The following is a 25,301-nucleotide window of genomic DNA, read 5'->3' on the forward strand; positions in this document are numbered from 1 at the left end:
GGCGGCGCGTACATCAGACCGCCGGTCGTCCACAAGTCGTTGAGACCGCGCTCGAGCTTGAGCGGGCTGCCCTTGCCCACGTTGCGCTCGAAGATCTCGCCGTAATTGCCGACGGACTTGATGATGTTGTAGGCCCACTTCTCGTCGAGCCCGAGCGCCTTGCCGTTGCCGGGCGTCACGCCCAGGAACCGCTTGATGTCGGGATCTTCGCTCTTCAGCATGTCGTCGACGTTCTTCGACGTGATGCCCTTTTCCTCGGCCTGGATCAACGCGAACACGGTCCAGCGCAGGATGTCGAAGAACTGGTCGTCGCCCTGGCGGACGGCGGGGGCCAGCGGCTCCTTCGAGATCAGTTCCGGCAGGATGATGTAGTCGTCGGGCTTCGGCGCCTTGGTGACGCGCGTGCCGGCGAGGCCCGAAGCGTCCGTGGTGTAGGCATCGCAGCGCCCGGAGAAGAATGCGTTCTCGACTTCGTCGAGGTTCTCGATCACGACCGGCTTCAGCTCCAGCTTGTTGGCGCGGAAATAGTCGGCGAGGTTCAACTCGGTCGTGGTGCCCGGCTGCACGCAGACGGTGGCGCCCGACAGTTGCTTGGCGCTCTTGACGTTCAGCGACTTCTTCACGAGGAAGCCCTGGCCGTCATAGAAGGTCACCGGCCCGAACAGCAGGCCCAGCTGGGCCTCGCGGCCGAGCGTCCAGGTCGTGTTGCGCGACAGGATGTCGACTTCGCCGGACTGGATCGCGGTAAAGCGTTGCGGTGCCGACAGCGGCACGAACTTGATCTTGTCGGCCGTACCGAAGATCGCGGCCGCGACGCCCTTGCAGACGTCGATGTCGAGGCCGGTGTATTTGCCCGAGCTGTCGGCCGAGCCGAAGCCGGCGGTTCCCTGGTTCACGCCGCAGGTCAGAACACCCTTGCTCTTGACGTTGTCGAGCGTCTGACCGGCCTCGGCCGTCGCAGCCGTCCCCAGTGCCAGCGTTAATACGGCCGAAGCCAATATCCGCTTCATCGAGCTACCCCCGAATTGTTGCAATTGAAAAGACCCCAATGTCCCCAGAACTTCCCTGTTCGGCCGATGATTGCTTGGTCTGCCGGATACCAGCAACTATCGTGCTGTTTGATCCGGTTTCGGCTCAGAACTGTGCGGACGCTAACATAGTGCCGGGCTTTGCTGCAACGATGGAGAGTGAGGAAAATCCACGCGTTTTGTTGCACGAGCAACCGACGATCCTTAACCATACTGCCGGTCGGCGGCGCCCTACGTTGCACCGCAATGTCGAACCGGCTTGTCCACGATCTGCATTTACCTCCCCGTGCCGGAGCGGAGCCTCGAAACTCGCGGGTCTCTCCAGGGTTGTTCGCCATCGGGTTGCGGCCTCGCCAGCGGTGGGGCAACGGCAACGCGTCCGACGACGTCACCGCGCCTGAGATCGGCACGGCCGGACATTGTCCGATAGAAGGGAGGTTGGCTTGAACCAATTGATTTTGGGAGCGTTTCAATGACGACGCGCTCTAACGACGGCGCGCCGGTCAAATGAAGCCGATGTCCGAAGCAGTCGTTCCAGGAAGGTCAAAAACGGATTTGGGCGACGCTAGCACGTCGCGTCAGGCGCGAATCTGCGCCCAAACGTCGCTATCGACAGCAACGCATTCGCCAGATCAGAGATTTGCATACCAATTGCTACAATAAATGCTTTTTTTACACCGCGTCAGTACCTATTGTTATTGCCGAGTGAAACTTCAACTCCCAGAGGATATCTCGTGGCACGCCCCTCAAACACCAATGCGGCGAGCGCCGCTCGCGGCCAGACGCGCGGTCAGCTGTCGACCGAACAGCTCAAGGCGATCGACTCCTCCGTGGGCGCGCAGGTCCGGCTCCGCCGTATCCTGCTCGGCCTGTCCCAGGAAGCGGTGTCCAAGGTCATCGGCCTGACCTTCCAGCAACTCCAGAAATACGAGCACGGCACGAACCGCATCAGCGCCTCGCGCCTGTACCAGCTCGCCATGATCCTGCATGTGCCGGTGTCCTACTTCTTTGAAACGGTCGACGTCGAGGGTGGCGCCGAAGCGGCGCAGGAGGCTTACGAAGCCGCCGCCGAGGCCGATGAAGTGCCGAGCGACCTCATGAAGAAGCGCAAGACCGTCGAACTGGTCCGCGCCTTCTATGCGATCGACGACGACAAGCAGCGCAATGCCGCGCTCAATCTGCTGAAGACCCTGGCCAAAGCCAAGTAGTCAGTCGGATTTCCTCGCGAAGGGCCGGTCGCCGCAGGGCGCCGGCCCGTTTCGTTTGCGCCGGGCCTTCAGCCTTCCGGGCGATCGACGGTCCGACAAACCGGGTCTGCGCCCGGACCTGTTGCGGAGTTCGGCATAAACCTCTAAATCCCTACCCGTCCGGAAACGGCCGGGGCGTGGCTCAGCCTGGTAGAGCGCTTGCTTTGGGAGCAAGATGTCGGAGGTTCGAATCCTCTCGCCCCGACCATCCGGTCGTCCGCTCGCCCCGCGGTGACCTGAGGTCGCCCGGGTCCGGTTTCCAGAAGACGGAGTTTCAGGAACTCATGGCGCTCGCTCGAATCCTCCGCCCCGCCAAGACCGCGATGTCGTCCGGCACCGCAAAGACCAAGCATTGGGTGCTCGAATTCGAAACCGCGACGAAGCGCCAGGCCGAGCCGCTGATGGGCTGGATCGCTGCCGCCGACACGCTGAACCAGATCCATCTCAGCTTCGACACGCTCGAGGAAGCGGTCGCCTATGCCGACAAGCACGGGCTCACCTATTCGGTCGAACCGCCGCACCAGAAGCAGATCAAGCCGAAGGCTTATGCGGACAATTTCCGTTTCGATCGGATCCGCGGATAACACCGCGACCGTTCCGGGGCGCCCTTAGCTCAGCTGGATAGAGCATCGGCCTTCTAAGCCGAGGGTCACTGGTTCGAATCCAGTAGGGCGCGCCACACTTTACCACCCCAACCGTCAGCCGATATCCGCCCTCAAAAATGGACGGTGCTGAAATAGTCGGCGGACTCGGCGGAGATCGCTTCGTCGCCGGCCGCATATAGCGTTTCGCGCTCGGCGTCCGACAGGGCGTTGGGGGTCCAATAGGGCGGCTTGGTCGTGCAGATGATCCACGAGCCGCTCTGGTTCTTCATGAAGCCCCTGCCGTTGTAAACCCAGGTCTGACATTGGGTGCAGGCATTGAAGAGTTCCGAGGCGGCATTCAGCGCGAAGAAGACCATGTCATGAAGTTTCTCGCCGTAGCTCGCGGCGAGATAGGCCGCGCGGTTTTCGGCACAGACGCCGCTGCCGTCCGAAGTCTTGTTCAGGTCTTGCAGATTGTACCCGACATAGCACCGACCGGTTCTGACCGAGATGGCGTAGCTCATCGTGAACGCCGCTTTTGTTTCCGACGATTCGCGGACGCGACGCTTATACATGCGCTCGACGACGGCCTTGATGATCTCTTCGTCGGACTTCGGCATGATCCCCCCTCGGGCACGGCCTCGACCTAGCCGAAGCTCACCCGTATAGCGCGAACACGAAGAATCACAGAATCGGGAAGATTGTCAATCGCCGGAAGGCATGAAACGGCCGCACCGCGGTGATCCCGACTCACGGCGTATGGGCGCGCGACCCCCGCGGGATCGCGCCCCCGATCGAAGCGAGCCTAGCGGCGCGGCGCCGCCAGTGCGAACATCGCCCCCTGCGGATCGATGCAGCTGACGGTCCAGGTGCCGCCCGGCACCTCATGCGGACCATTGACGATTTTCCCGCCGCCCGCCGTTACGCGCGCTGCAGCGGCATCGATCGCATCGACATTGACGTAGTAGAGCCAGTAGGGCACCGGCGCGCTGGTCGGCTTGTTCATCATTCCGCCCGCCGGCACGCCGCCGATGGTGAAAAGCTGATAGGTCCCCATGGGTCCCATGTCGAACGACTCGCCCTTGGCCCAGCCGAACAAGCCTGAATAGAAGGCGAAGGCAGCCTCCCAGTCCGTCGTGGCGAGTTCGTTCCAACCCACATAGCCCGGCGTATTCGGTGCAGGTGCGGGCGGCGCTTCGCCCATTCCCCGGAACAGGATGAAGAGAGCGCCCTGCGGATCGGCCGCCACCGCAAATCGGCCGACGTTCGGAATATCCTCAGGCGAGCGATGGATGGTGCCTCCGCTCGCAGCGACCTGGGCGGCGCTGGCATCGACATCGGCGACGGCGACATACCCGCGCCAGCTTGGATGGGCACCTGCGCTCCGCATCTCGTCCGGCATCGCCATCATTCCGCCGACCTGCGCGGCACCAACGCTGAACAGCGTATAGGCCACGCCGGGCGTACCCGCGTCCTGGGCGCTCCAACCGACCACGCTCTTATAGAAAGCTTCGGCGGCGACCGTGTCGGTCGTCATCAGGTCGTACCAGATGAATTTTCCCTTGGTTTCGGACATGAGCCTCTCCTGGTTCTTTACGGGCAATCGTTCGCGCCTTGACTGAATAGGTTGATATCAACATCATTGGGCCATGTCAAAATCCACGCACGTTCCGTTCGAGACCACGCTGCTGGTGCGCGATACCTGCCTTTGCCTGCACATCCAGCGGGCGGCGCGCGCGCTGGCCCGGCGCTTCGACGACGCCCTGCGTCCACTCGATCTCACCAACGGGCAATTTTCGCTGATGATGGCACTCAACCGGCCGCTGCCGCCGAGCATGGGATCGGTCGCCGCCCTGCTCGCCGTGGATCGCACGACGCTCACCGCGGCGCTGAAGCCGTTGGAGCGTCGCGGGCTGATCGAGATCCTGACCGATCAGGAGGACCGGCGTGGCCGGTTGCTCAAACTCTCGCCGGCCGGCCAGGCGCTGCTGTCCCGCAGCGTCCCGATCTGGGAAGAGACCCATGCCGCCGTCGAGAAGCTGCTTCCGGACGGGGCGCCCGGCCGTCTGCGCGCCGACCTGCAAAAGCTGGCGTGACCACGCCCCCAAGGCCAATATTCCCCGGGACGTCGCGGATGACGCGCATCGAAACGATAGCATTCAGTGCAGGATTGCGATGCATGCTATCCTTCACCGCTGTTCGGTAGCGCGCGGTCGATCTCCGGCGCAAGCGCCCTTCCCTTACCGTCAGGTCGCCATGTCCAACACAGTAGTGCTCAATTTCGATGGATTCAGTGTCGAGGTCAGCCCCTATACCGCGGCGCAGATCGCGATGCATGACGCGCGCTTCGCCCTTGGCCGGCGGTCGGCAAACAAGGTTCGGCTGGACACGGTGACCGTCCGCGGTCAATCCGGCAGCCTCGACAAGGTAAAGAAAGAGACGTTCGAGCGCATGAGGGACAATGCCCTGGCGTTCAGAGAGCGGATTCTCGATGTCGACGGAAGTCGGCCTTTCCGGACGAAGTTGACGTCCGGTGCCGCCACGCTCACAGAAATACGAAGCTATGCGGACCTCGTTTGCAGCGTGGGCACCGGCAATTGCTTCGAGTATGCGATCGTGGCATTCATCAAGCTGTACGCCCAAGGTTGGAGGCGGATGGAACTCGTCCAGTTGGACGCTCCCAGCACCCACTGCTTCGTCGTCCTGGGCTCGGCGCGACGGCAGGGCATGATGTATGAAGCCGGCTTTGCCTACGCGCCGGGCAGCGTCATCTGCGATCCGTGGGCTCACATCGCCTGCGCCGCGGACGTTTACGCAACGGTATGGCGCGACAAGATGCTGAAGTGGCAGGGCAGCGGGAAGCAGATCTCGACGCCCGATGGACTGCTGGATTCAACCAACTATACTCTCCAGCATCGCCAGTTGGTGATGTACAGCCTGCCCGGCGGACACTGAGACCATGCACCCCCTCTTCGACAAGGATTGCGAGCTGACGGCCTGGATCGAGCCAGGCCGACACATCTTCGATACCACCATGAACTGGGTCGCCTTCATCCACGGCGGCCATGTCTGGTCATCCGAAACGGGCAACTGGCTGGGTCCGGTCTCGGGCATGGTCTGCCGGGACTGCGCCGGCCGCCCGCTGCTGTGGAATCCGGGCCAGCCCGTCGCCAGTTCGGGACGACCGGCCATACCGGCCCGAGCCATGCGCCCGATGCGGCCCATGATCCCGATGCGACCGCTCCGCCCCGCCCGCCCGGCCCGGCCCGGTGGGCCGGGCGGCGGCTGGTCGCAAATGACGTTCCTCGAATGGTTGGAGCAAGCGCCGTTCCTATCGCGCCCCCAACCGGCACAGAACCTCGGCGGGGATGCCATCCTCGCGGATGACATCGTCCCGGTCCCGGAGGCCACAGAGCTCGCGGTGGACGAGAAAGCCCCAGACGGCGTCGGCCGCGACGGCGACTAGCCCGGGCCGTAACGGGCCGACCGCGCCCGTCGCGTCGAAATCCCGAAGGCGCTTCAGCGCGGCCTCGACGTCGCGACCGCCCCGGCCAAGGGCGGCGGCCTGCTCGGCCAACAGCTCGGCCTGGAGCAGGTCCGCGCCGGTTTCGGGCGCCGGCTTCGGCGACAGGTTCTGCGGCATTCGAAAACCCATGGGCCTACCCCCGTCAATTCCATTACCGGGAAAAGCTGGTGAACGAGGAAGCCGTTTTGTAGAGCTCGAACGGGCTTGCCCGCACGAAAACGCCAAATGATCCTGGCATTTGTCGGTGGTTCTCGTTAAATGAGAACAAGCGAGATACCGGCAACCAGAACCCCTCGACGCCCCTTTTCGTTCTCTCGCGCACTTTTCAAAACGCGCACGGATAGCGCTATGCTGCGGCCGTATTCTCGCGGGGAAACTGTCTTGTCCGATGCCGATCGCATAGGGTGCCCTGCCGCCGCGATCGAGCCCGTCGTGGTGACCGCCCGCCGGCCCAGCCGGCCGATCTGGTCGATCCGCAGGTTGCTCATCATCGGCATCCTCACCCTCGAGATCGCAACCGTCGGCGCGCTGATGTTTGCGACATATTTCGGAGCCCGCAACGCCCTGGCAGGCAGCTACCAAACGCTGGCCCGGCAGGTCGCCGGCGACGCGGTCGCCCATGCCCAGGACCTGCTCAAGGCCGCGAGCGCCGCGGTGATCGCGGCCCGCAACGAGATCGAAGATGGCGCGATCGATGTGGCCGATCAGCAGCGCCTGGCCCAATTCCTGTTCGAGGCGCTGAAGGACGACCCGCAACTGGCCGGGCTTTATTTCGGCTCGGCGAAGGGTGATTTCGTCTATGTCATGCGCGAGCACCCAGGTGCCGACGACATCTTCCGTGTCAAGACGATCCGGATGCTCGATGGCCAGCGGATCGAGAACGCCATCCTGCGCGACCGGCACTGGGCCGTCGATGCCGACCTGAAACCCGCCCCCGACGACTTCCTGCCGATCGACCGCCCCTGGTACCGCAAGGCGCTCGAAGCCGGCGGCGATGGCTGGACCGCGCCCTATTCCTTCTACACCGTCGAGCGGCCGGGCATCAGTTTCGCCCGGACCGTCACCGCGGCCGACGGACGGATCCTGGGTGTGGTTGGCGGCGACATCGAGCTTGGCGAGATCGTGCGTTATACCGCGGCGCTGCGCATTGGGCCGAGCGGCCACGCCATGATCGCGACCCGGTCCATCGATCCGACGACCGTGGCGCCCGCCCATCCTTCCGGCCAACTCACACCGCTGATGCCGACCGGCGATCCGGCGCTGCTGAAGGCACTGGGCCGCGTCAACGCGCCGGAACATGGAAACGCGCTCGACCTCTACCGATTCGGCGTCGATGACACACGCTATTTCGCGATCACCACCCCATTCGCCACCACCGACCTGCCCTGGATGCTGCTCATCGCCGTTCCGGAGTCGGACTATCTTGGCTGGTTCTACGAGGCACAGCGGTCCATCCTTCTCGTCGGGATCGCGATCGGCTTGGCCGGGCTTCTGACCGGCCTGCTATTCTGGCGCGGCCTCGCCCATCCACTGGAGCGTCTGCGGCAGAATGCGCTCGCGGTCCAACGCGGCCAATGGGACGAACTGCACCCGATCGACAGCAACCTGGCCGAAGTGCGCGAGACCGAGGCGGCCTTCCAGTCCATGGCGCGCTTCCTCAGCGACGAGCAGACCGCCAACCACAAGCTGGTACGGCGGCTGCGCAAGCTCGCCGCGGCTGTCGAACAATGTCCCGCAGCCATCCTGATCACCGACGCGGGCGGCCAGATCGAATATGCCAACCCGGCATTCGAGCGCCTGACGTGCTACGCCGCCGACACGGTGGTCGGTCAGCCCTCGCTGATCCTCGCGACCGGACCCCAGGATTACGCGACCTACCAGGAGATCGTACGGAACCTGGCGGCGAGCCTGGTCTGGCGCGGAGAGCATCCGGTCCGCCGCGCCGACGGCAGCCTGTTCGAGGCGTCCTTCGTCGTGGCACCCGTGCGCAACGGTGCCGGGCATCCGGCAAATTCCGTCTGCATCATCGAGGACATCACCGAAGCCCGGACCCATCAGCGTGCGATCGCCGGGGCGCTCGACGTCGCGGTCGCCGCCAACCAGGCCCGCGCCGAATTCCTGGCTCACATGAGCCACGACCTGCGCACGCCGCTGAATGCCATCCTGGGATTCTCGGACATCATGCGCACGGAATTGTTCGGCCCGCTGGGCGATGCGCGCTACCGGGAATACGCCGACGATATCTGGGCGAGCGGCGACTACCTGCTGCGCATCGTCTCGCAGATCCTGGAAATCTCGCGCGCCGAATCGGCCAGCCTGACCTTGATCGAGGACGAAACCTCGCTGCTTGCTCTGGTCGAGACGGCCCGGCGGCTGATGACGGACCAGACCATGTCCCGTCGGATCGACGTGACGATCGATGTGCCCGGCGAACTTGCGGTTCGGGTCGATCCGACCAAAATGCACCAGATCGTGGTCAACCTGGTCTCGAACGCGGTCAAGTTCACGCCCGAAGGCGGTAGCGTCGCGATCACCACACGCCTCGTGACCGACGGCGTTGAGCTGCGGATCGCCGACACCGGCGTCGGCATGACGCCGCAGCAGATCGAACTGGCACTGCAGCCCTTCATCCGGGTCGACAATAATCCGATGGCCCGCAAGACCGACGGCATCGGACTGGGGCTGCCGATCGCCCAGCGGCTGATCCAGCTTCATGGGGGCACCCTGTCGTTCGACAGCGCCCCCGGGGTCGGCACCGTGGTCATCGTCTGGCTGCCGGCGGCACGCATCATCAGCACCGGTACTTCGAACGCGGCTGCCTCTGTCACCTCGTAAACCCGCATACTCGCAATAATGGCAAACGTGGGATATCGAGTAACGAATCGTATCCATCCGTTGAATACGGCCGGCCACCTCTTAAGTATAAGCGGACTATTAAACGCGACTGGCAAACAGCCGGCTGCATTCTGTTGGGAGGCCGCGATGAATCGCACCAAGTCTCTGATCGGCAAGATCGCCTTCATCGGTCTTTGTGCCGTTGCTCTTGCCGGCTGCTACTATGCGCCGGCGCCCTACGCCTACGGTCCGGGCTATGCGGCTGCGCCGGCCTACTACGGCCCGCCAGTCTACGGCTCGGTCGTGGTCGGCGGCGGCGGTTGGGATCATGGCGGCGGCGGCTGGGATCACGGCGGCGGCCATTGGCGTTAATCCGTAGATCGAGGACCTGACCGCCGTTACGGCGGTCAGGAACTGCCGATCACGATGCCGGTCGCAAAGACGAGCGCTCCGCCGAACACGACCTGGAAAGCGGCCGACCAGATTGGCGTTTCCATGAAGCGGTGGCGGATCAGCGGAATATGGTCGCCGAACCGCTCGTCTTCTTCCTCGAGCGAAATGGCGAGCGCCAGGATCTCCTGTTCGGTGAGATCCGAGAAATCCTTGGTCATCGCCGTCTCCCCTGGTCCCTGCCCGCTTCGGGGCAGTTCAACGGCCGACGGCGTAGCCCTGCATGCCGCGCGGGTTGGCGCCGGCCTTCAGGATGCGCTGATCGCCGTCCGGCTCGACCGCGCAGGCGCAGAGACGCCCCTCGGACCAGTCGTCGCCAACCTCGACCTGGTGTCCTTTCCGCTCGAGCGCTTCGATGGTCGCCGTCGGAAAGCGCCGCTCCACCGTCAGCGTTCCGGGCTTGGCATGGCGCGGCCAGAACGAGCTGGTCGCATGGTCGGTGTGGCAGGATGGCGCGTCGATCGCCTCCTGCAGGTTCAGGCCATGATGGACGTGGCGCAGGAAGAACAGGGTCGACCATTGATCCTGCTGATCTCCGCCCGGCGTGCCGAAGGCGAGCGCGGGTACGCCGTCTTTCAGCGCCATGGACGGCGTTAGCGTCGTGCGCGGCCGTTTGCCGGGTGCCAGCGCACAGGGCACTGTCGGGTCGAGCCAGAACATCTGGCCGCGCACCCCGAGGCAGACGCCCAGTTCCGGAATGACCGGCGAGGATTGGAACCAGCCGCCGCTCGGCGTGGCCGCGACCATGTTGCCCCAGCGGTCGATCACGTCGACATGGCACGTATCGCCGCGGGTCGTCCCGTCGCTCGCCGTCTCCAATTCCGCCCGGTCGCCGGACATCGCTTTCGCCATGGTCGGCTCGCCGGTCCCGGCCAGGCCGGCAACCGACGCGCGTGCCAGGTCAGGACGAGCCGGCAGCAGCGGCGCGCGGCCAGCCGGGCTGCCGGGCCGCTGTTCGAAAGACGCGCTTTCGCCGATCAGCGCGCGACGCTCGGCCGCATAGTCGCGCGAGAGCAGGGCGGCGATCGGCACGTCGAAGAAATCCGGGTCGGCGTACCAGGCCTCGCGGTCCGCCAGCGACAGCTTCAGCGCCTCGACCACCAGGTGGATGAATTCCGGGCCGTTCGGATCGAGCGAGCCCAGATCGTCGCCGTCGAGCATGGCGAGGGTCTGCAGCATCACGGGTCCCTGGCTCCAGGGTCCGCATTTCAGCACCGTCCAGCCGTGATGGTCGAGGCACAGCGGCTTCTCCACCCGGGCGCGCCAGCGCGCCATGTCCTCGCCGGTGATGAAGCCGCCGCGGCACTTGCCGGCACCGTCCATCAACCGGCTCTTGCGGCTGAACCGGTCGATCGCCTCGGCGACGAACCCCTGGCTCCAGATCCGGCGAGCGCGCTCGATCTGCGCATCGCGGTTGGAGCCGACCGCTTCGGCCTCCTCGATCAGACGGCGATAAAACCCCGCCAGCGCCGGATTGCGGAACAGCTTGCCCGCTTTCGGCGCCACGCCGTGGGGCAGGTAGACCGCCGCCGAGGTCGGCCAGTGGGTCTCGAACAGCTCGCGCATCGTGCCGATCGTGTCGGCGATGCGCGGCACCAGCGGGTGCCCGTTCTGGGCATAGCCGATGGCGAACTCCAGCACGTCGCGCAGGCGCCAGGTGCCGTGTTCCAGCAGCAGGCTCATCCAGGCATCGAACGAGCCGGGGACTGTCGCCGCAACCAGGCCGCTGCCCGGAATGATGTCGTAGCCATCGTTGCGGAATGCCTCGATCGTGGCCGCTGCCGGCGCGGTGCCCTGGCCACAGATCGATTGAGCGATGCCACGTTCCGCGTTCCACGACAGGATCGGCACTTCACCCAGCGGACCGTTCAGATGCGGCTCGACCACCTGCAGCACGAAGCCGGCCGCCGCCGCAGCGTCGAAGGCATTGCCCCCACGCTCCAGCACGGCCATTGCGGCTCCGGACGCCAGCCAATGGGTCGAGGCGACGACGCCGAACGTGCCGCGGATCTCGGGGCGGGTGGTAAACATGGAAGGCCTCTCGGGTCGGAAAGCTGCAACCGCAACAATGCCGCGATGAAACGCGCGGGTCGAGCGCGGAAAGGCCTGCGGTCGGCTTTTCGCTGCGGCATAAAGCTTGCTGTCGACCGGTCTATCGCTCTCTGGGCGCCCGCCCGCCGATCCCCCTCGACCTTGCGCGCGCTTCGGCCATAATGCGTGCAACGACAAGAATCGCCGACCGAACGGATGCAAGTGCCCGATACCTCATCAACCACCCGCCCCCTGATCGACGTGCGCGATCTTGCCGTCGAGTTCACGACCGAACATGGCACCGTCCGCCCGGTCGACGGCGTTTCATTCTCCGTCAGACCCGGACGAACCCTGGGCATCGTCGGGGAATCCGGCTGCGGAAAAAGCGTCACCTCGCTCGCGATCATGGGGCTGCTGGCCAGACCGCCGGCACGGATCGCCGGCGGCCAGATCCTGTTCGACGACCGGGATCTGCTGACCCTGCCCGCCGATGCGCTGCGCGACCTGCGCGGCGACAAGCTGTCGATGATCTTTCAGGAGCCAATGAGTGCGCTCAACCCGTCGCTGACGGTTGGCGACCAGATCGGCGAGGTTTTGGTCCGCCACCGCGGCCTGAAACGCGGCCAGGCGATCGACGAGGCGGTCAAGCTGCTGCGCCTGGTCGGCATCCCAGGCCCGGAACGCCGGGTCCACGACTATCCGCACCGGATGTCCGGCGGCATGCGCCAGCGCGTCGTGATCGCCATGGCGCTCGCCTGCCAGCCCAAGCTGCTGATCGCGGACGAGCCGACCACGGCGCTCGACGTGACCATCCAGGCCCAGATCCTGGACCTGCTGCGCCGGCTGCGCGACGAGACCGGCACGGCGATCATCCTCATCACCCATGACCTGGGCGTCATCGCCGAACTGGCCGACGAGGTTGCCGTCATGTACGCCGGCCGCGTGGTCGAGCGAGCGCCGGTCGGGCGCCTGTTCGCCGAGCCGCAGCATCCCTACACCATCGGCCTGCTGGGCGCGGTGGCCCGGCTCGACCGGCCGGTCGAGCGTCTGGCCGTGATCGACGGCACCGTTCCCAGTCCGCACCACGCCCCACCCGGCTGCCGCTTCAATCCACGCTGCCCGTTCGCGGTCGAGCGCTGCCGGGTCGAGGTCCCGCCGCTGGTGCCGCTGGCACCCGACCATTGGGCGGCCTGCTGGCGCGCGCCGCTGGAGGACGCCGCATGACCGCGCCGCTCGTCAGACTGACCGGCCTCACCAAGCATTTCCCAACCCCGGGCGGTCTGGTGCGCGCGGTCGAAGGCGTTGATCTGGAACTGCATGCCGGCGAGACGCTGGCCCTGGTCGGCGAGTCCGGCAGCGGCAAATCGACCATTGGCCGGCTGGTGCTGCGCCTGATCGAACCCACCGCCGGGCAGGTCGAGATCGACGGCCGGGATCTGGGGACGCTCGGGGCGAAGGACCTGCGCGCCCTGCGGCGCGAAATGCAGATCATCTTCCAGGACCCCTACGGCTCGCTCAATCCGCGTATGACTGTCGGCGCCATGCTGGCCGAGCCGTTGCGCCTGCATGGCCTCGCCAAGGGGCGCGCGGTCGACGCGGCGGTCGCCGACCTGATGCGACTGGTGGGCCTGCTGCCCGAGCAGGCCCGGCGCTATCCCCATGAATTCTCCGGCGGCCAGCGTCAGCGCGTGGGCATCGCGCGCGCGCTCGCGGTCGAGCCGCGGCTGATCGTGTGCGACGAGGCGGTCTCCGCCCTCGACGTTTCGATCCAGGCCCAGATCATCAATCTACTGGTCGACCTGCGCCGGGCGCGCGGCCTCGCCTACCTGTTCATCTCCCACGACCTGGCGGTCGTCCGGCACATCGCCGACCGTGTGGCCGTGCTATACCTGGGGCGGGTCGTCGAGTTGGCCTCCGCCGCAAACCTGTTCGCGACGCCGCGCCATCCCTACACCCGGGCCCTGATGTCGGCGATCCCCGCGACCGATCCGACCACGCGCCACGAGCGCACGCTGCTGATCGGCGAGCCGCCCAGCCCGATCAATCTGCCCAACGGCTGCGCCTTCCATCCGCGTTGCCCGCACGCGGTCGAGCGCTGCCGGGTCGAGACTCCGGTCCTGACCGGCGACGGCCACGGCACCGCCTGCCATCTTTGGCCGGCACTGCCGGCCGTGCCGCCGCTTCCGGCCGAGCACGAGACCTCCGACCGGTTGAAGCGCCTGCAGGCGCGTTTCCAGGACCAACGGCCCACGGCCGCCGAATGACGAGGAGAACATGATGCGTCGACTGATCCGATCGAGCCTGGCCACCCTGGCGGTCGCCGGCTGCCTGGGCATGGGGGGCACCGCGTTCGCCCAGCAGCTGCGCATCGGCCTGCAGGACGATCCGGACGTGCTGGACCCGACGATCAGCCGCACCTTCGTCGGCCGGGTCGTGTTCGCCTCGCTGTGCGACAAGCTGTTCGACATCACGCCCGACCTCAAGATCGTGCCGCAACTGGCGACCGGCTATGAATGGTCGTCCGACCAGAAGAGCCTGACCGTCAAGCTACGCGACGGCGTGCTGTTCCAGGACGGCACCAGGATGGACGCGGCCGCGGTCAAATATTCGCTCGATCGGCACCTCACCCTGCCCGGCTCGACGCGCAAGAGCGAGATGGCGGGGGTGACCGGTGTCGACATCGTCGATCCGGCGACCGTCAAGATCAACCTTTCCGCCCCGTTCGCACCGCTGATCGCGGTTCTGTCCGACCGCGCCGGCATGATCGTCTCGCCCAAGGCGGCCGAGGCTGGAGCCGCCGCCTTCGGCAACCATCCGGTCTGCGCCGGCCCCTTCAAATTCGTCGAGCGCGTGCCGCAGGACAGGATCGTGTTGGAGAAATTCCCCGACTATTGGGACAAGGGCCGGATCAAGGTCGACAAGATCACTTTCCTGCCGATCCCGGATTCGGCCGTGCGCCTCGCCAACCTCAAGTCGGGCGACCTCGACATGATCGAGCGGGTGGCGCCGACCGACCTCGACGAGATCAAGGCCAACCCGAAGCTCGCGACCGCCTCGATCGGCGAGTTGGGCTACCAGGGCATCACGATCAACACCGACAATGGCCCGAAATCGAAATCGCCGCTCGGCAGCGACGAGCGGGTGCGCCAGGCGTTCTCGCTCTCGATCGACCGCGAGGCGCTGGTCCAGGTCGTCTATAATGGCTTCTTCATCGCCGACGACCAATGGACCGGACCGGCGAGCCCGTTCCATCTGAAGCGGCCCGTGCCGGCGCGCGACGTGGCCAAGGCCAAGGCGTTGCTGGCAGCCGCCGGCAAGCCGCATCCGACGGTCAATCTGACAGTGCCGAACACGCCGACCCTGATGCAGGTCGGCCAGGTCATCCAGTCGATGGCGGCCGAGGCCGGATTCGACGTGCAGCTGCAGGCGATGGAATTCGCCAGCGGGCTTGCCGCCTCGCAGAAGGGCGAGCTCGAGGCGCTCGTTCTGGCCTGGAGCGGCCGGACCGATCCGGACGGCAACATCTACAGTTTCGTCAGCTGTGGCGGCGGCCTGAACGACGGCAAATATTGCAACAAGGATGTCGACGCCGCGCTGAACACAGGGCGGACCGCCTCCGACTTCGCCGCGCGCAAGGCGGCCTACGACAAGGTGACGGAAATCACCGACAAGGAATTGCCGATCATCTACCTGTTCCATCAGCAGTGGCTGTGGGCGATGTCGAAGAACCTGAAAGGCTTCACGCCGTACCCGGACGGCATCATCCGCCTCGCCGACGTGACCAAGGGCTAAGCGGGAACTCGCCGATGTCGCATACTCGACGGAACGATACCTAGGATGCGCCGCTTCATCCTCCATCGCCTGGGGGTCCTGATCCCGACGCTCGTCTTCGTGTCGATGATGATCTTCGGCCTGCAGCAGCTGTTGCCGGGCGACCCGGCGCTGGCGCTGGCAGGCGAGGATCGCGATCCCCAGGTCATCCAGTTCCTGCGCGCCCGCTATCATCTCGATCAGCCGCTGCCGGTGCGCTACGCCTATTGGATCGGCGGCGTGCTGCACGGCGATCTGGGCGAATCGATCCGCATCCAGCGGCCGGTCGCGGAGCTGGTATTGGAAAAGCTGCCGGTGACCGGGGAGTTGACCGTACTGGCCATGCTGATCGCGCTGGCGATCGGCATCCCGGCCGGCATCGTGGCCGCGGTGAAGCGCGGCACGGCCTGGGACGTGGCCGCCAACGTGGTGGCGCTCTGGGGCCTGTCGACGCCGAACTTCTGGCTGGGCATCCTGATGATCCTGCTGTTCTCGGTCCATCTGGGTTGGCTGCCGGCGTCGGGCTTCGTCAGCCCGGCCGAGAGCCTGTGGGGCAACCTCGCGACCCTGATCATGCCGGCCTTCGTGCTGGGCAACGCCATTGCCGCCGTCATCATGCGGCACACCCGCAGCGCCATGCTGCAGGTCATGCGCTCCGACTATGTCCGCACCGCGCGCGCCAAAGGCCTGAGCGAGCGGGTCGTCATCCTGAAACACGGCCTGCGCAATGCGCTGGGCCCGGTCATCACGCTCGGCGCCCTCGAATTCGGCCAATTGCTGTCGGGCGCGGTGCTGACCGAGCAGGTCTTCACCATTCCCGGGTTCGGCAAGCTGGTGGTCGACGCCGTGTTCAACCGCGACTATGCGGTCGTCCAAGGCGTGGTGCTGTGCACCGCCAGCTTCTACATCCTGCTCAATCTCGCGGCGGACCTGCTCTATGTCGTGATCAATCCGAGGCTGCGGGCATGACCGGCGAAGTTCTGTCGAGCGGGCCGCGCACTGCCGAGCCCGGTCCGTGGGTTCGCGAGACCAGGCGTTTCCTCTGGCGGCTCGGCCGGCGCAAGACGACGCTGGTCGGTGGTGCCGTCGTGCTGCTGTTCCTGGCGCTCGCGATCTTCGCGCCGCTGCTGGCGCCCTACGACCCGATCGCCGGCAATTGGGCGACGGTACGCAAGGCGCCGTCGGCCGCCCATTGGCTGGGCACCGACGAGCTGGGCCGCGACATGCTCTCCCGCATCATCTGGGGCGCGCGTGCGTCGCTATCGGCCGGCTGCGTGTCGGTCGGCCTGGCCCTGGCCCTGGGCGTGCCCATGGGCCTGGCCGCCGGCTATGCCGGGGGCTGGACCGAGGCCATTCTGATGCGCCTGACCGATGCCATGCTGGCGATCCCGTTCCTGATCCTGGCGATCGCGCTTGCCACGTTCCTCGGACCCAGCCTGACCAACGCCATGATGGCGATCGGCATCTCGGCGACCCCGGTCTTCGTCCGCCTGACGCGCGGTCAGGTGATCTCGGCCAAGGTCGAGGATTATGTCGAGGCCGCCCGGGCGCTGGGTAATCCACCGCTGCGCATTGCGGTCCGCCATATCCTGCCGAACGTGTTGCCGCCGATCCTGGTCCAGGCGACCTTGACCATCGCCGCCGCGATCATCGCCGAGGCGAGCCTGAGCTTCCTCGGCCTCGGCCAGCAGCCGCCGCAGCCGAGTTGGGGCAGCATGCTGAACGTGGCCAAGGGTTTCCTCAACCAGGCCCCCTGGATGGCGCTCTCGCCCGGCGCCGCCATCTTCATCGTCGTGCTGGCCTTCAACATGCTGGGCGACGGACTGCGCGACGCGCTCGACCCGCGGGACTGACCGGGCTCAGCTAAATTTCGTCAACGAAGCGAGCGCGTCGCTGATCGCCCAGGCCGCCGCCATGTGTCGCGGGTTGGCGACATCGAACGTTTCCTCAGCCGCGATCAGCAGCAGACCGCCATCCGGGGTCCGCTCGCACAACACACCCGCCGGCGGCGTGATCAGTGCGGCACGCGGCGCGTCGAGATATGTCATCCAACTGGGACGGAAAAGCCTTTTCCGCAGGACGTTGTGCTTGTCGTTGAGTTCGCAAGCGTCGATGAGATCGCTGGAGAAGGCATCCGCGGAGACAGCGCCCCAGACCTGCACCATCGCCATTATCACGGATCGGAAAACAGGATAGGTCACGAGTGCCGGATCGGGGATGACGTCGTATTCCGTGGAAAACACGCCGCTATTCTGTATCGTCGATTGGCCGAAATCTCGACCCGCCCACATGCGGAGTTTGACTTGTCTTGATGATCGCAGTTGCTCGTTGACGATCGCGCAGCCATATGGTCCGCCCGGCTGCGGTTCGCCAAAATCATTCGTTCGGCTACCTTGCTCGAAAATTGTCGCCAACCGACGGCCCGTATTCTCGTCGAGCGGCACATGTTCCATTTTAACGAGGTCGAGTGCAAACCAGGAATGAAACAGTGGGTGTATCGCGCCCAAAACCTCTGCCGATTCCAATAAAAGTTCGCCCAAACGAGCGGGGCTGTCGGCCCTTCAACCCCAACAAAAATTAGTCGTGAAATTATTCGACACTGTTCGAGGCCTCCGGCCAGGGTGTGTATATTACTTTAACGCCTTCAAGTGTTTGTCTTTTGCGAACATCCTTTTTGCGAATTCATAGGCCGTAGGCGATCGACAGCAGGGCGAGCAGTCGGGATTCCGAGCCTTCTACCTGCAATCGCGGCCGGCCGAACCGATCCCGGTCGGCACCGGCAAGAACTGTTCCGCAGCCCAGCACCAGCCCGTTCGGCTGCAAACTCATGCTGGCATGGACGGGCCGAAACCGTCCGCGTTCCCGCCATTCTCTCTGCAACCGATCCGCTATCATTGCTCCTCCCGACAACTGACTGCCCGGCATAGTTGCGGTTTCGATGTCAGCTCGTCAAGAACATATACGGAACGTTTTTGTTGCGCAGGCGCGCTCGAAACCGCGAAAGAATCGCGACCGCTGCACGGCCGCCGTTTACCGGACGTTCATCGACGCCCGGCATGATCTGTCCATGCTTCGAATTTATGTCTGCATCACCCAACAGCACGACCTGCGCCTCGTTGCGCTGGCCGGTCTCATCTGCCTGCTGGCAAGCTACACCGCCTTCAGCCTTGCGGGCCGGGCGGCGCAGGCTTCATCGCGCAGTCGCGCCGTCTGGATCACCGCCAGCGGGCTCGCGACCGGCAGCGGCATCTGGGCGACGCATTTCATCGCGATGCTGGCTTTCCAGCCCGATCTGCCGGTGGCCTACGAGCTCGGGCGGACGGTTCTGTCGATCGTCATCTCGGCACTGGTTTCGGGCGCCGGCCTGGCGATCGCCCTGCGGCCGCGGACCCGGATCCTGGGCGGGCTGGTCGTCGGCGCCGGCATCGGCGCGATGCATTATACCGGCATGACGGCCCTGGAGCTGCCGGGCGAACAGGTCTACGACCCGACGCTGGCCATCGTCTCGCTGATCATCGGCATGGGATTGAGCGCAGCCTCGACGGCGGTTGGCTTCGTGCAGCGTGGTCCGGCCCGTCGGGTCGTCGCGGCGCTGCTGCTGACGCTCGGCATCTGCGGCCTGCATTTCACGGGAATGGCCGCGGTCGCCATCCTGCCGGATGCCGCCGTGCCGCTACCTGGCGAAACCATCGACCCGTTCTGGCTCGCGACCGCCATTACGGCGGTGACCGTGTTGATCCTCGGCCTTGGTCTGGCGGGCTCCAGCGTCGACGAGCATCTGACCGGCCGATCGATCCAGGAAGCGGCGCGGCTGCGCGCCAGCGAAAAGCGCTTCCGCCAGCTGGCCAATGCCACCTTCGAGGGCATCGTCCTCCATGTCGATGGGCGCATGGTCGACGCCAACCAGGCGATGTGCACGCTGCTCGGCAAGCCGCTAGACTGGCTGATCGGCCGCGAAATCTGGGAAATCATCGCGCCAGGCAGCCACGACCTGGTGCGCCTGCGCATGCTGACCGGCGAGCACCACACACAAGAGATCGAGTTGCGCCACGGTGACCAGGAGACCATCGCGGTCGAGGTCGTCGCCCAGACCATCGAGTACGAAGGCAGCACGGCACGCGTCGTGGCCGTGCGCGACATCCGCGAGCGCCGGGCGGCGGAAGAACAGATCCGGCATATGGCGCATCACGACACGCTGACCGGCCTCCCGAACCGCCGCATGTTCCACGACCGCCTGAACCAGGCCGTGGCGCTGGCACGACGCAACGGGACGACGGTCGCCGTGCTGTGCCTCGATCTCGACCGCTTCAAGAACGTCAACGACCTGTCGGGCCATGCGGGCGGCGACCTGCTGCTGCGGCAGGTAGCAGAGCGTCTGTCGGCCGGCGTGCGCGGCCAGGATACGGTGGCGCGGCTCAGCGGCGACGAATTCGCCATCATCCAGGTCGGGGCCAGCCATCCCGACGATGCCTCGATCCTCGCCGAACGGCTGGTGAAGGCGATCGGCACGCCCTTCGACCTCGACGGCCAGCAGATGGTGATCGGGACCAGCATCGGCGTCTCGATGTTTCCGAGCGACGCGGATGCCGGCGAGGACCTCGTGCGCGCCGCCGACACTGCGCTCTACCGCGCCAAGGGCGCCGGACGCGGCACCTATCGCTTCTTCGAATCCGAGATGGACGCCCGCCTGCAGGAGCGACGCGTGCTGGAGCGCGACCTGCGCCAAGCGCTCGCGGTCGATCAGCTCGAACTCTACTACCAGCCGCTCGTCGGCTGCGGTACCGAAGACGTCATGGGCTTCGAGGCGCTGGTCCGCTGGCACCATCCGACCCGTGGCCTGGTCTCGCCGGCGGAATTCATCCCGCTGGCCGAGGAATGCGGCCTGATCATGCCTCTCGGCAGCTGGGTGTTGCGCACCGCCTGCCTGGAGGCGACGCGGTGGCCGAGCGACCATCGGATCGCCGTCAACCTGTCCCCGATCCAGTTCCGGCACGCCGATCTCAGCAAGGAAATCCTGACGATCCTGGCCCAGACTGGCCTGGCGCCGGAACGGCTGGAGCTGGAAATCACCGAAGGCGTCCTGATCGAGGATACCGAACGCACGCTCGCCACCTTGAAGACGCTCAAGGCCGCGGGCATCAGCGTATCCCTCGACGATTTCGGCACGGGCTTTTCGAGCCTCAGCTATCTGCAGCGTTTCCCGTTCGACAAGATCAAGATCGACCGCTCCTTCATCTGGGAGATGGAGCACAACGCCGATTCCATGGCCATCGTCCGCTCGGTCATCGCGCTGGGCCGGTCGCTGCGCATCACGGTGATCGCCGAAGGCGTCGAGACGCAGGAGCAGCTGGCACTGCTCCAGAACGAGCAATGCGACCAGGTCCAGGGCTTCCTGCTCGGGCGGCCGCTGCCGGCGCAGGCGCTGGCGCGTTCGCCGGAAGCCGAGCGGGACGCCGCAGCCGCCGAATGACGTCCTGCTAGAGATTGTCGCCCTCGAGGGCGGCAAGCAGTGCATCGGTCACCTGCCGCGTCGTCGCAGGACCACCCAGGTCCGGCGTGTGAAGCGACGGATCGGCGGTCACCCGTTCGATCGCGCGCATCAGCCGCGCCGCCGCCGTCGGCTCGCCCAGATGCTCCAGCATCATCACCGCGGACCAGAAGGTGCCGACCGGATTGGCGATGCCCTTGCCGACGATATCGAAGGCGGAACCATGGATCGGCTCGAACATCGACGGAAACGTCCGTTCTGGATTGAGGTTCGCCGTGGGCGCGATGCCGAGCGAACCCGCGAGCGCCGCCGCGAGGTCGGACAGTACGTCGGCGTGCAGGTTGGTCGCGACCACAGTATCGATCGAGCCCGGCTTCAGCACCATGCGCATGGTCATGGCATCGACCAGCATCTTGTCCCAGGTGACATCCGGATAGTCCGCCGCCACTTCCGCCGCGATCTCGTCCCACAACACCATGCCGTGCCGCTGGGCGTTCGACTTGGTCACGACGGTCAGCAGCTTGCGCGGGCGCGAGCGCGCAAGATCGAACGCGAAGCGCATGATCCGGGCGACGCCGGACCGGGTGAAGATCGAGACCTCGGTCGCCACTTCCTCCGGCAATCCCCGATGGGAGCGGCCGCCCTGCCCGGCATATTCACCCTCGGAATTCTCGCGGACGATGACCCAGTCGAGATCGCCCTGCCCGACCCCGCGCAACGGGCTCGTGATGCCCGGCAGGATCCGGGTCGGGCGGACGTTGGCATATTGATCGAACGGCTGGCAGATCGCGAGGCGCAGGCCCCAGAGCGTCACGTGATCCGGCACGTCGGGCGCGCCGACCGCGCCGAAATAGATCGCATCGAACGGCTTCAGCCGGGCGAGCCCGTCGGCCGGCATCATCACGCCATGGCGCTTGTAATAGTCGGAGCCCCAGTCGAAATCCTCGACGTCGAGCCGGAAACCGCCGTCGCGGCGCGCGCAGACGGCGAGCGCTTCGAGGCCGGCAGCGATCACTTCGGTGCCGATGCCGTCGCCGGGAATCGCCGCGATCTTGTAGGAGCGCATCACTATCCTCCCGGTCAACGCTTCGGCGTCACGGCGACGTCGCTCAACCCGCGTGCCGCAAGGTTTTCGATCAACGCCCTCACGCCGAAAGTCCAGGGCGTCACCTGGTCGGTGTGCCGCACCCGATTGACCAGCGCGCCCAGATGCCGCGAGCGGATGACCACGATGTCGTCAAGCTTGTGGGTGAAGCCGCCCCCGCCGCCGGCCCGTTCCTGGGTGGGCGCGAACATGGTGCCGAGGAACAGGCAGAACCCATCCGGATATTGATGATGGGCCGAGACGGTCTGGGCCACGATGTCGGCCGGGTCGCGGCTGATCCGGCTCATCGAGGACAGGCCGTCGAGCACGAAGCCGTCGGTGCCCTCGACCCTGAGCGCCACATCGGTCGCACGGATGTCGTCGAGCGAGAAGCCGCCATCGAACAGGCGGACGAACGGACCGATCGCGGTCGACCCGTTGTTGTCCTTCGCCTTGGACAGCAGCAGCGCGCTGCGCCCCTCGACATCCCGCAGGTTGACGTCGTTGCCGAGCGTGGCACCGACAATGCGGCCCTTGCTCGACACCAGCAGCACGATCTCCGGCTCCGGATTGTTCCAGGTCGAGGCCGGGTGGATGCCGATCTCGGCGCCGAAGCCCACGGACGACAGCGGCTGCGCCTTGGTGAAGACCTCAGCATCCGGTCCGATGCCGACCTCGAGATATTGCGACCAGAGACCGCGCTCTACCAAGGCGGCCTTGAGCTGTGCCGCAGCCTCGGAACCGGGCTTGACCGAGCCCAGGTCGGCGCCAATCTCGGCAGCGAGCGCACTGCGGATCGCATCAGCGGCACCGGGATCGCCCTTCGCCTGTTCCTCGACCACCCGCTCGACCATGCTGGCCGCGAAAGTGACGCCGGCGGCCTTGATCGCCTGGCAATCGATCGGCGACAGCAACCAGGGCTTCGCCGGGTCGCGCACCGTCAGGTCGCTGTTGCGCAACAGGCTCTCGACCGAGCCCAGCAACGGCCCGCGGCGGACCGCCTTGATGAAGCCGACCGGATCATCGAGTTCGAACAGGGCCGACACGGTCGCGACCGACGCGCTGATGTCGTAGACGCCGATGGCGTCGATCACGACCACGGCCGGCCCGCCGCCGGTACCCGGCAGCCAGGCCCGACCGACCCAGGTTCCTGCCGCGAAATCGTCGGGGTGGGTGTAGTGATCGAACAGTGTCGTACCCATGGCCGTTTCTCCCGTAAAGTCCATTTGTCTGATGATTTCTCCCGAAGCTAGCGCGCTTCCGGCCCGCGAGCGAGCCCGGGAATGACAAATTTTCCGATCCCAGCGTCGCATCGCACGAAACACTGCATCCGGGCCATGCGCTCCGATTCGTTCGCCGATCTTGAATGTGCAGCGCAACAAAGGTATCTGCAGGAGATGTTTGGGGAGTAGTCGCCCCGGATCGCGCCCGGCGCGATCGGGGGCGCACGTCAACATTCTCGGGGTTTCGGCCCCGTGGCGTGCGCAGTCCGCGCCCGAGCGATGCTCGGGGCCGCAACTTGACGAGACCAGCAGGCCGATGCGTCCCGTTTTGGGTCAGGGACGCCAAGTACCGGCCATGCTGCTTCTCGACCCCGAGAAACCGTCGATGGCCAGCGCGAAAGAAAGCGTCGCGTTCACCTCAATCCTTGCCAGCGGCCTGCTGACGGCACTCAAGCTCGCCGTGGGCCTGCTGACCGGCAGTCTCGGGATTCTGTCGGAGGCGGCACATTCGGCGCTCGATTGCGCCGGCACGGTACTGACCTTCATCGCGATCCGGATCGGCGACAAGCCGCCCGACCATGACCATCCCTATGGCCATGGCAAGGTCGAGAGCATCGCCGCCCTGGCCGAGACGGCGCTGCTGTTCGCGACCAGCGCCTGGATCATCGGCGCGGCGGCGGAACGCCTGCTGCACGGCGGCACAGCGGTCGAGCCCAGCTGGACAGCGGTCGGCGTCATGGGGCTGTCGATGGTCATCGACTTCTTCCGCTCGCGCAAGCTGACCAAGGTCGCGCGCGAGACCAACAGCCCGGCGCTCGCCGCCGACGCGCTGCATTTCCGGTCCGACATCTACAGTTCCGGCGTCGTCCTGTTGGGCTTGGGCCTGGTCTACCTGGGTTACCCGCTGGGCGATCCGTTGGCTGCCATCGGGGTTGCCGTCTTCGTGCTGCGCGCCGGCTATCGGTTGGGTCGCGAGACGATCGAGACGCTGATCGACACCGCCCCCGAAGGCATCGACACCGTGGTGCGCGGTGCGATCCAGGGCATCGCCGACGTCAGCCGGATCGAACGTGTCCGCGGCGGTCCGCGCGGCAGCTCGGTGTTCGTCGATCTGGATATCGCCGTCGCCCGCACGCTGCCGCTCGAACGGGTCGCCGAAATCAAGGAACAGGTCACTCATCGGATCCAGGAGGAAATGCCGGGCGCCGACGTAATGGTCATGACCCATCCTCTGGCGCTCGATGACGAGACCATCCTCGACCGGGTCCTGGTGATCGCCGCCAGCCAGGGCGTGCCGGTCCATCACGTGACCGTCCAGCATGTCGAGGAACGCGTCTCGGTCAGCTTCGACCTGGAGGTCGACGGCCGGCAGAGCATGGCGCAGGCCCACGTCACCGCCTCCGCGCTGGAACGCGGCATCCGCCAGGAACTGGGCGACGAGATCGAGGTGGAAAGCCATATCGAGCCGCTGCAGACCGACGCCGTCACCGGCACGGAGCTGCCGTGGGCCGAGTATCGCCGCATTCGCGACGAGATCGAGGCATTGGCGGATGCCACGCCCCTGCTGATCGACGCCCATGAGATCCGGATCCGTGCGACCGAGGTCGGGCTCTATCTGTCGCTCCATTGCCATGTCCCGCCGGATGCGTCGGTCGAGGATGCCCATGACGCCGTCTCGGCACTGGAACAGAAGATCCGCGGACAGATCGACGGCGTCCGCCGGATCATCGTCCACGCCGAGCCGCCGGCGCTGCCCTTGGCGACGGAGCCCGCATGACCGTCGACTGGGACCGGATCGAGCGATGGAAGGGCTTTCTGCTCGAAAACGAAACCGGAGAAATCGAGACCGTCTTCCGCAGCGACGGAGCCCGCGGACCCTCGATCAAGTGGCGGCCGACGGTCGACGACCTGCAGCCGAAAGTGCTGAAGTTCGCGCTCGATCATTGGGATCGGGCGGTGGTCTCCCTCGGCGCCCCCAGGATCCGCCTGGTCGAT

24 protein-coding genes, 2 tRNA genes and 1 pseudogene are annotated in these 25,301 nt (G+C 65.8%); 17 read left to right on the forward strand and 10 right to left on the reverse strand.

Annotated features, from left to right (window positions below; all coding sequences use genetic code 11):
• Positions 1-1,010 (reverse strand): amino acid ABC transporter substrate-binding protein (locus VGV37_RS18460; RefSeq protein WP_326881210.1); only part of this gene is annotated, 1,010 nt, incomplete at its 3' end.
• A 752-nt stretch (positions 1,011-1,762) separates the two neighbouring features.
• On the opposite strand from VGV37_RS18460, the gene VGV37_RS18465 reads away from it, so the two are divergent.
• From VGV37_RS18465 to VGV37_RS18480, 4 genes are all read left to right on the forward strand, one after another.
• Positions 1,763-2,236 carry a helix-turn-helix transcriptional regulator gene (locus tag VGV37_RS18465; RefSeq protein WP_326881211.1) on the forward strand — a complete coding sequence of 158 codons (474 nt, stop codon included), beginning with the start codon at positions 1,763-1,765 and terminating at the stop codon, positions 2,234-2,236.
• Between the two features lie 170 nt (positions 2,237-2,406).
• A tRNA-Pro gene (locus tag VGV37_RS18470) sits at positions 2,407-2,483 on the forward strand.
• Between the two features lie 76 nt (positions 2,484-2,559).
• Entirely contained in the window at positions 2,560-2,859 is a 300-nt protein-coding gene (locus VGV37_RS18475) for an ETC complex I subunit (RefSeq protein WP_326881212.1), read from the forward strand.
• Between the two features lie 18 nt (positions 2,860-2,877).
• Positions 2,878-2,954: transfer RNA gene (locus tag VGV37_RS18480), tRNA-Arg, on the forward strand.
• 36 nt (positions 2,955-2,990) lie between these two features.
• Here the strand turns inward: VGV37_RS18480 and VGV37_RS18485 are convergent.
• On the reverse strand, positions 2,991-3,479 hold the full coding sequence (locus tag VGV37_RS18485) for a hypothetical protein (RefSeq protein ID WP_326881213.1): 489 nt from the start codon (positions 3,477-3,479) through the stop codon (positions 2,991-2,993).
• 185 nt (positions 3,480-3,664) lie between these two features.
• Positions 3,665-4,435 carry a VOC family protein gene (locus tag VGV37_RS18490; protein ID WP_326881214.1) on the reverse strand — a complete coding sequence of 257 codons (771 nt, stop codon included), beginning with the start codon at positions 4,433-4,435 and terminating at the stop codon, positions 3,665-3,667.
• Positions 4,436-4,508: 73 nt separating this feature from the next.
• On the opposite strand from VGV37_RS18490, the gene VGV37_RS18495 reads away from it, so the two are divergent.
• From VGV37_RS18495 to VGV37_RS30350, 3 genes and pseudogenes are all read left to right on the forward strand, one after another.
• Positions 4,509-4,955, forward strand: a complete 447-nt coding sequence (locus VGV37_RS18495; protein WP_326881215.1) for a MarR family winged helix-turn-helix transcriptional regulator — start codon at positions 4,509-4,511, stop codon at positions 4,953-4,955.
• A 160-nt stretch (positions 4,956-5,115) separates the two neighbouring features.
• Positions 5,116-5,814, forward strand: coding sequence for a hypothetical protein (locus tag VGV37_RS18500; protein WP_326881216.1), 699 nt, complete (start codon positions 5,116-5,118; stop codon positions 5,812-5,814).
• Positions 5,815-5,818: 4 nt separating this feature from the next.
• Positions 5,819-6,163, forward strand: a pseudogene (locus tag VGV37_RS30350) (4-fold beta flower protein); the annotation flags it as partial.
• A 27-nt stretch (positions 6,164-6,190) separates the two neighbouring features.
• On the opposite strand, the gene VGV37_RS18505 reads toward VGV37_RS30350, so the two are convergent.
• On the reverse strand, positions 6,191-6,514 hold the full coding sequence (locus VGV37_RS18505) for a DUF6665 family protein (RefSeq protein ID WP_326881217.1): 324 nt from the start codon (positions 6,512-6,514) through the stop codon (positions 6,191-6,193).
• A 252-nt stretch (positions 6,515-6,766) separates the two neighbouring features.
• Between VGV37_RS18505 and VGV37_RS18510 the strand changes: the two genes are divergently transcribed.
• Positions 6,767-9,220: an ATP-binding protein gene (locus VGV37_RS18510; RefSeq protein ID WP_326881218.1), complete on the forward strand. Its 2,454-nt coding sequence runs from the start codon at positions 6,767-6,769 to the stop codon at positions 9,218-9,220.
• A 147-nt stretch (positions 9,221-9,367) separates the two neighbouring features.
• The gene (locus VGV37_RS18515; protein ID WP_326881219.1) at positions 9,368-9,592 is read left to right on the forward strand and encodes a hypothetical protein; all 225 of its coding nucleotides are present in this window, start codon (positions 9,368-9,370) and stop codon (positions 9,590-9,592) included.
• A gap of 35 nt (positions 9,593-9,627) precedes the next feature.
• On the opposite strand, the gene VGV37_RS18520 is transcribed toward VGV37_RS18515, so the two are convergent.
• Together VGV37_RS18520 and VGV37_RS18525 are read right to left on the reverse strand one after the other, a co-directional pair.
• Complete coding sequence (locus VGV37_RS18520; protein ID WP_326881220.1) at positions 9,628-9,831, reverse strand: hypothetical protein; 204 nt, start codon at positions 9,829-9,831, stop codon at positions 9,628-9,630.
• 37 nt (positions 9,832-9,868) lie between these two features.
• Positions 9,869-11,701 (reverse strand): gamma-glutamyltransferase family protein, encoded by a 1,833-nt coding sequence (locus VGV37_RS18525; protein ID WP_326881221.1) that lies wholly within the window; start codon positions 11,699-11,701, stop codon positions 9,869-9,871.
• 216 nt (positions 11,702-11,917) lie between these two features.
• Between VGV37_RS18525 and VGV37_RS18530 the strand changes: the two genes are divergently transcribed.
• The 5 genes from VGV37_RS18530 to VGV37_RS18550 are packed head-to-tail and all read left to right on the forward strand — an operon-like array spanning position 11,918 to position 17,364.
• Positions 11,918-12,925 (forward strand): ABC transporter ATP-binding protein, encoded by a 1,008-nt coding sequence (locus VGV37_RS18530; protein ID WP_326881222.1) that lies wholly within the window; start codon positions 11,918-11,920, stop codon positions 12,923-12,925.
• Positions 12,922-13,965, forward strand: a complete 1,044-nt coding sequence (locus VGV37_RS18535; protein ID WP_326881223.1) for an oligopeptide/dipeptide ABC transporter ATP-binding protein — start codon at positions 12,922-12,924, stop codon at positions 13,963-13,965. Before VGV37_RS18530 ends, VGV37_RS18535 begins: the two co-directional genes overlap by 4 nt.
• 13 nt (positions 13,966-13,978) lie before the next feature.
• Positions 13,979-15,493, forward strand: coding sequence for an ABC transporter substrate-binding protein (locus VGV37_RS18540; RefSeq protein ID WP_326881224.1), 1,515 nt, complete (start codon positions 13,979-13,981; stop codon positions 15,491-15,493).
• Between the two features lie 45 nt (positions 15,494-15,538).
• Positions 15,539-16,480: an ABC transporter permease gene (locus VGV37_RS18545; protein WP_326881225.1), complete on the forward strand. Its 942-nt coding sequence runs from the start codon at positions 15,539-15,541 to the stop codon at positions 16,478-16,480.
• Positions 16,477-17,364, forward strand: a complete 888-nt coding sequence (locus VGV37_RS18550) for an ABC transporter permease (protein ID WP_326881226.1) — start codon at positions 16,477-16,479, stop codon at positions 17,362-17,364. The genes VGV37_RS18545 and VGV37_RS18550 overlap by 4 nt, the downstream gene beginning before the upstream one ends.
• Before the next feature lie 6 nt (positions 17,365-17,370).
• On the opposite strand, the gene VGV37_RS18555 is transcribed toward VGV37_RS18550, so the two are convergent.
• Complete coding sequence (locus VGV37_RS18555; protein ID WP_326881227.1) at positions 17,371-18,036, reverse strand: Imm52 family immunity protein; 666 nt, start codon at positions 18,034-18,036, stop codon at positions 17,371-17,373.
• A 157-nt stretch (positions 18,037-18,193) separates the two neighbouring features.
• The gene (locus VGV37_RS18560; protein ID WP_326881228.1) at positions 18,194-18,340 is read right to left on the reverse strand and encodes a hypothetical protein; all 147 of its coding nucleotides are present in this window, start codon (positions 18,338-18,340) and stop codon (positions 18,194-18,196) included.
• A 238-nt stretch (positions 18,341-18,578) separates the two neighbouring features.
• Here VGV37_RS18560 and VGV37_RS18565 point away from each other — a divergent pair, with 238 nt between their 5' ends.
• Positions 18,579-20,981: a bifunctional diguanylate cyclase/phosphodiesterase gene (locus tag VGV37_RS18565; protein ID WP_326881229.1), complete on the forward strand. Its 2,403-nt coding sequence runs from the start codon at positions 18,579-18,581 to the stop codon at positions 20,979-20,981.
• A 7-nt stretch (positions 20,982-20,988) separates the two neighbouring features.
• Here the strand turns inward: VGV37_RS18565 and VGV37_RS18570 are convergent, their stop codons facing one another.
• Positions 20,989-22,065, reverse strand: a complete 1,077-nt coding sequence (locus tag VGV37_RS18570; protein WP_326881230.1) for a tartrate dehydrogenase — start codon at positions 22,063-22,065, stop codon at positions 20,989-20,991.
• A 14-nt stretch (positions 22,066-22,079) separates the two neighbouring features.
• Positions 22,080-23,285: a fumarylacetoacetate hydrolase family protein gene (locus VGV37_RS18575; RefSeq protein WP_326881231.1), complete on the reverse strand. Its 1,206-nt coding sequence runs from the start codon at positions 23,283-23,285 to the stop codon at positions 22,080-22,082.
• A 406-nt stretch (positions 23,286-23,691) separates the two neighbouring features.
• Here VGV37_RS18575 and VGV37_RS18580 point away from each other — a divergent pair, with 406 nt between their 5' ends.
• The gene (locus tag VGV37_RS18580) at positions 23,692-25,083 is read left to right on the forward strand and encodes a cation diffusion facilitator family transporter (protein WP_326881232.1); all 1,392 of its coding nucleotides are present in this window, start codon (positions 23,692-23,694) and stop codon (positions 25,081-25,083) included.
• Positions 25,080-25,301, forward strand: a 222-nt coding sequence (locus tag VGV37_RS18585; RefSeq protein ID WP_326881233.1) for a hypothetical protein, incomplete at its 3' end; no start/stop codon positions are given. The genes VGV37_RS18580 and VGV37_RS18585, both read left to right, overlap by 4 nt.

Source organism: Aliidongia sp. (assembly GCF_035943795.1).
Classification (GTDB): Bacteria; Pseudomonadota; Alphaproteobacteria; order ATCC43930; family CGMCC-115725; genus Aliidongia.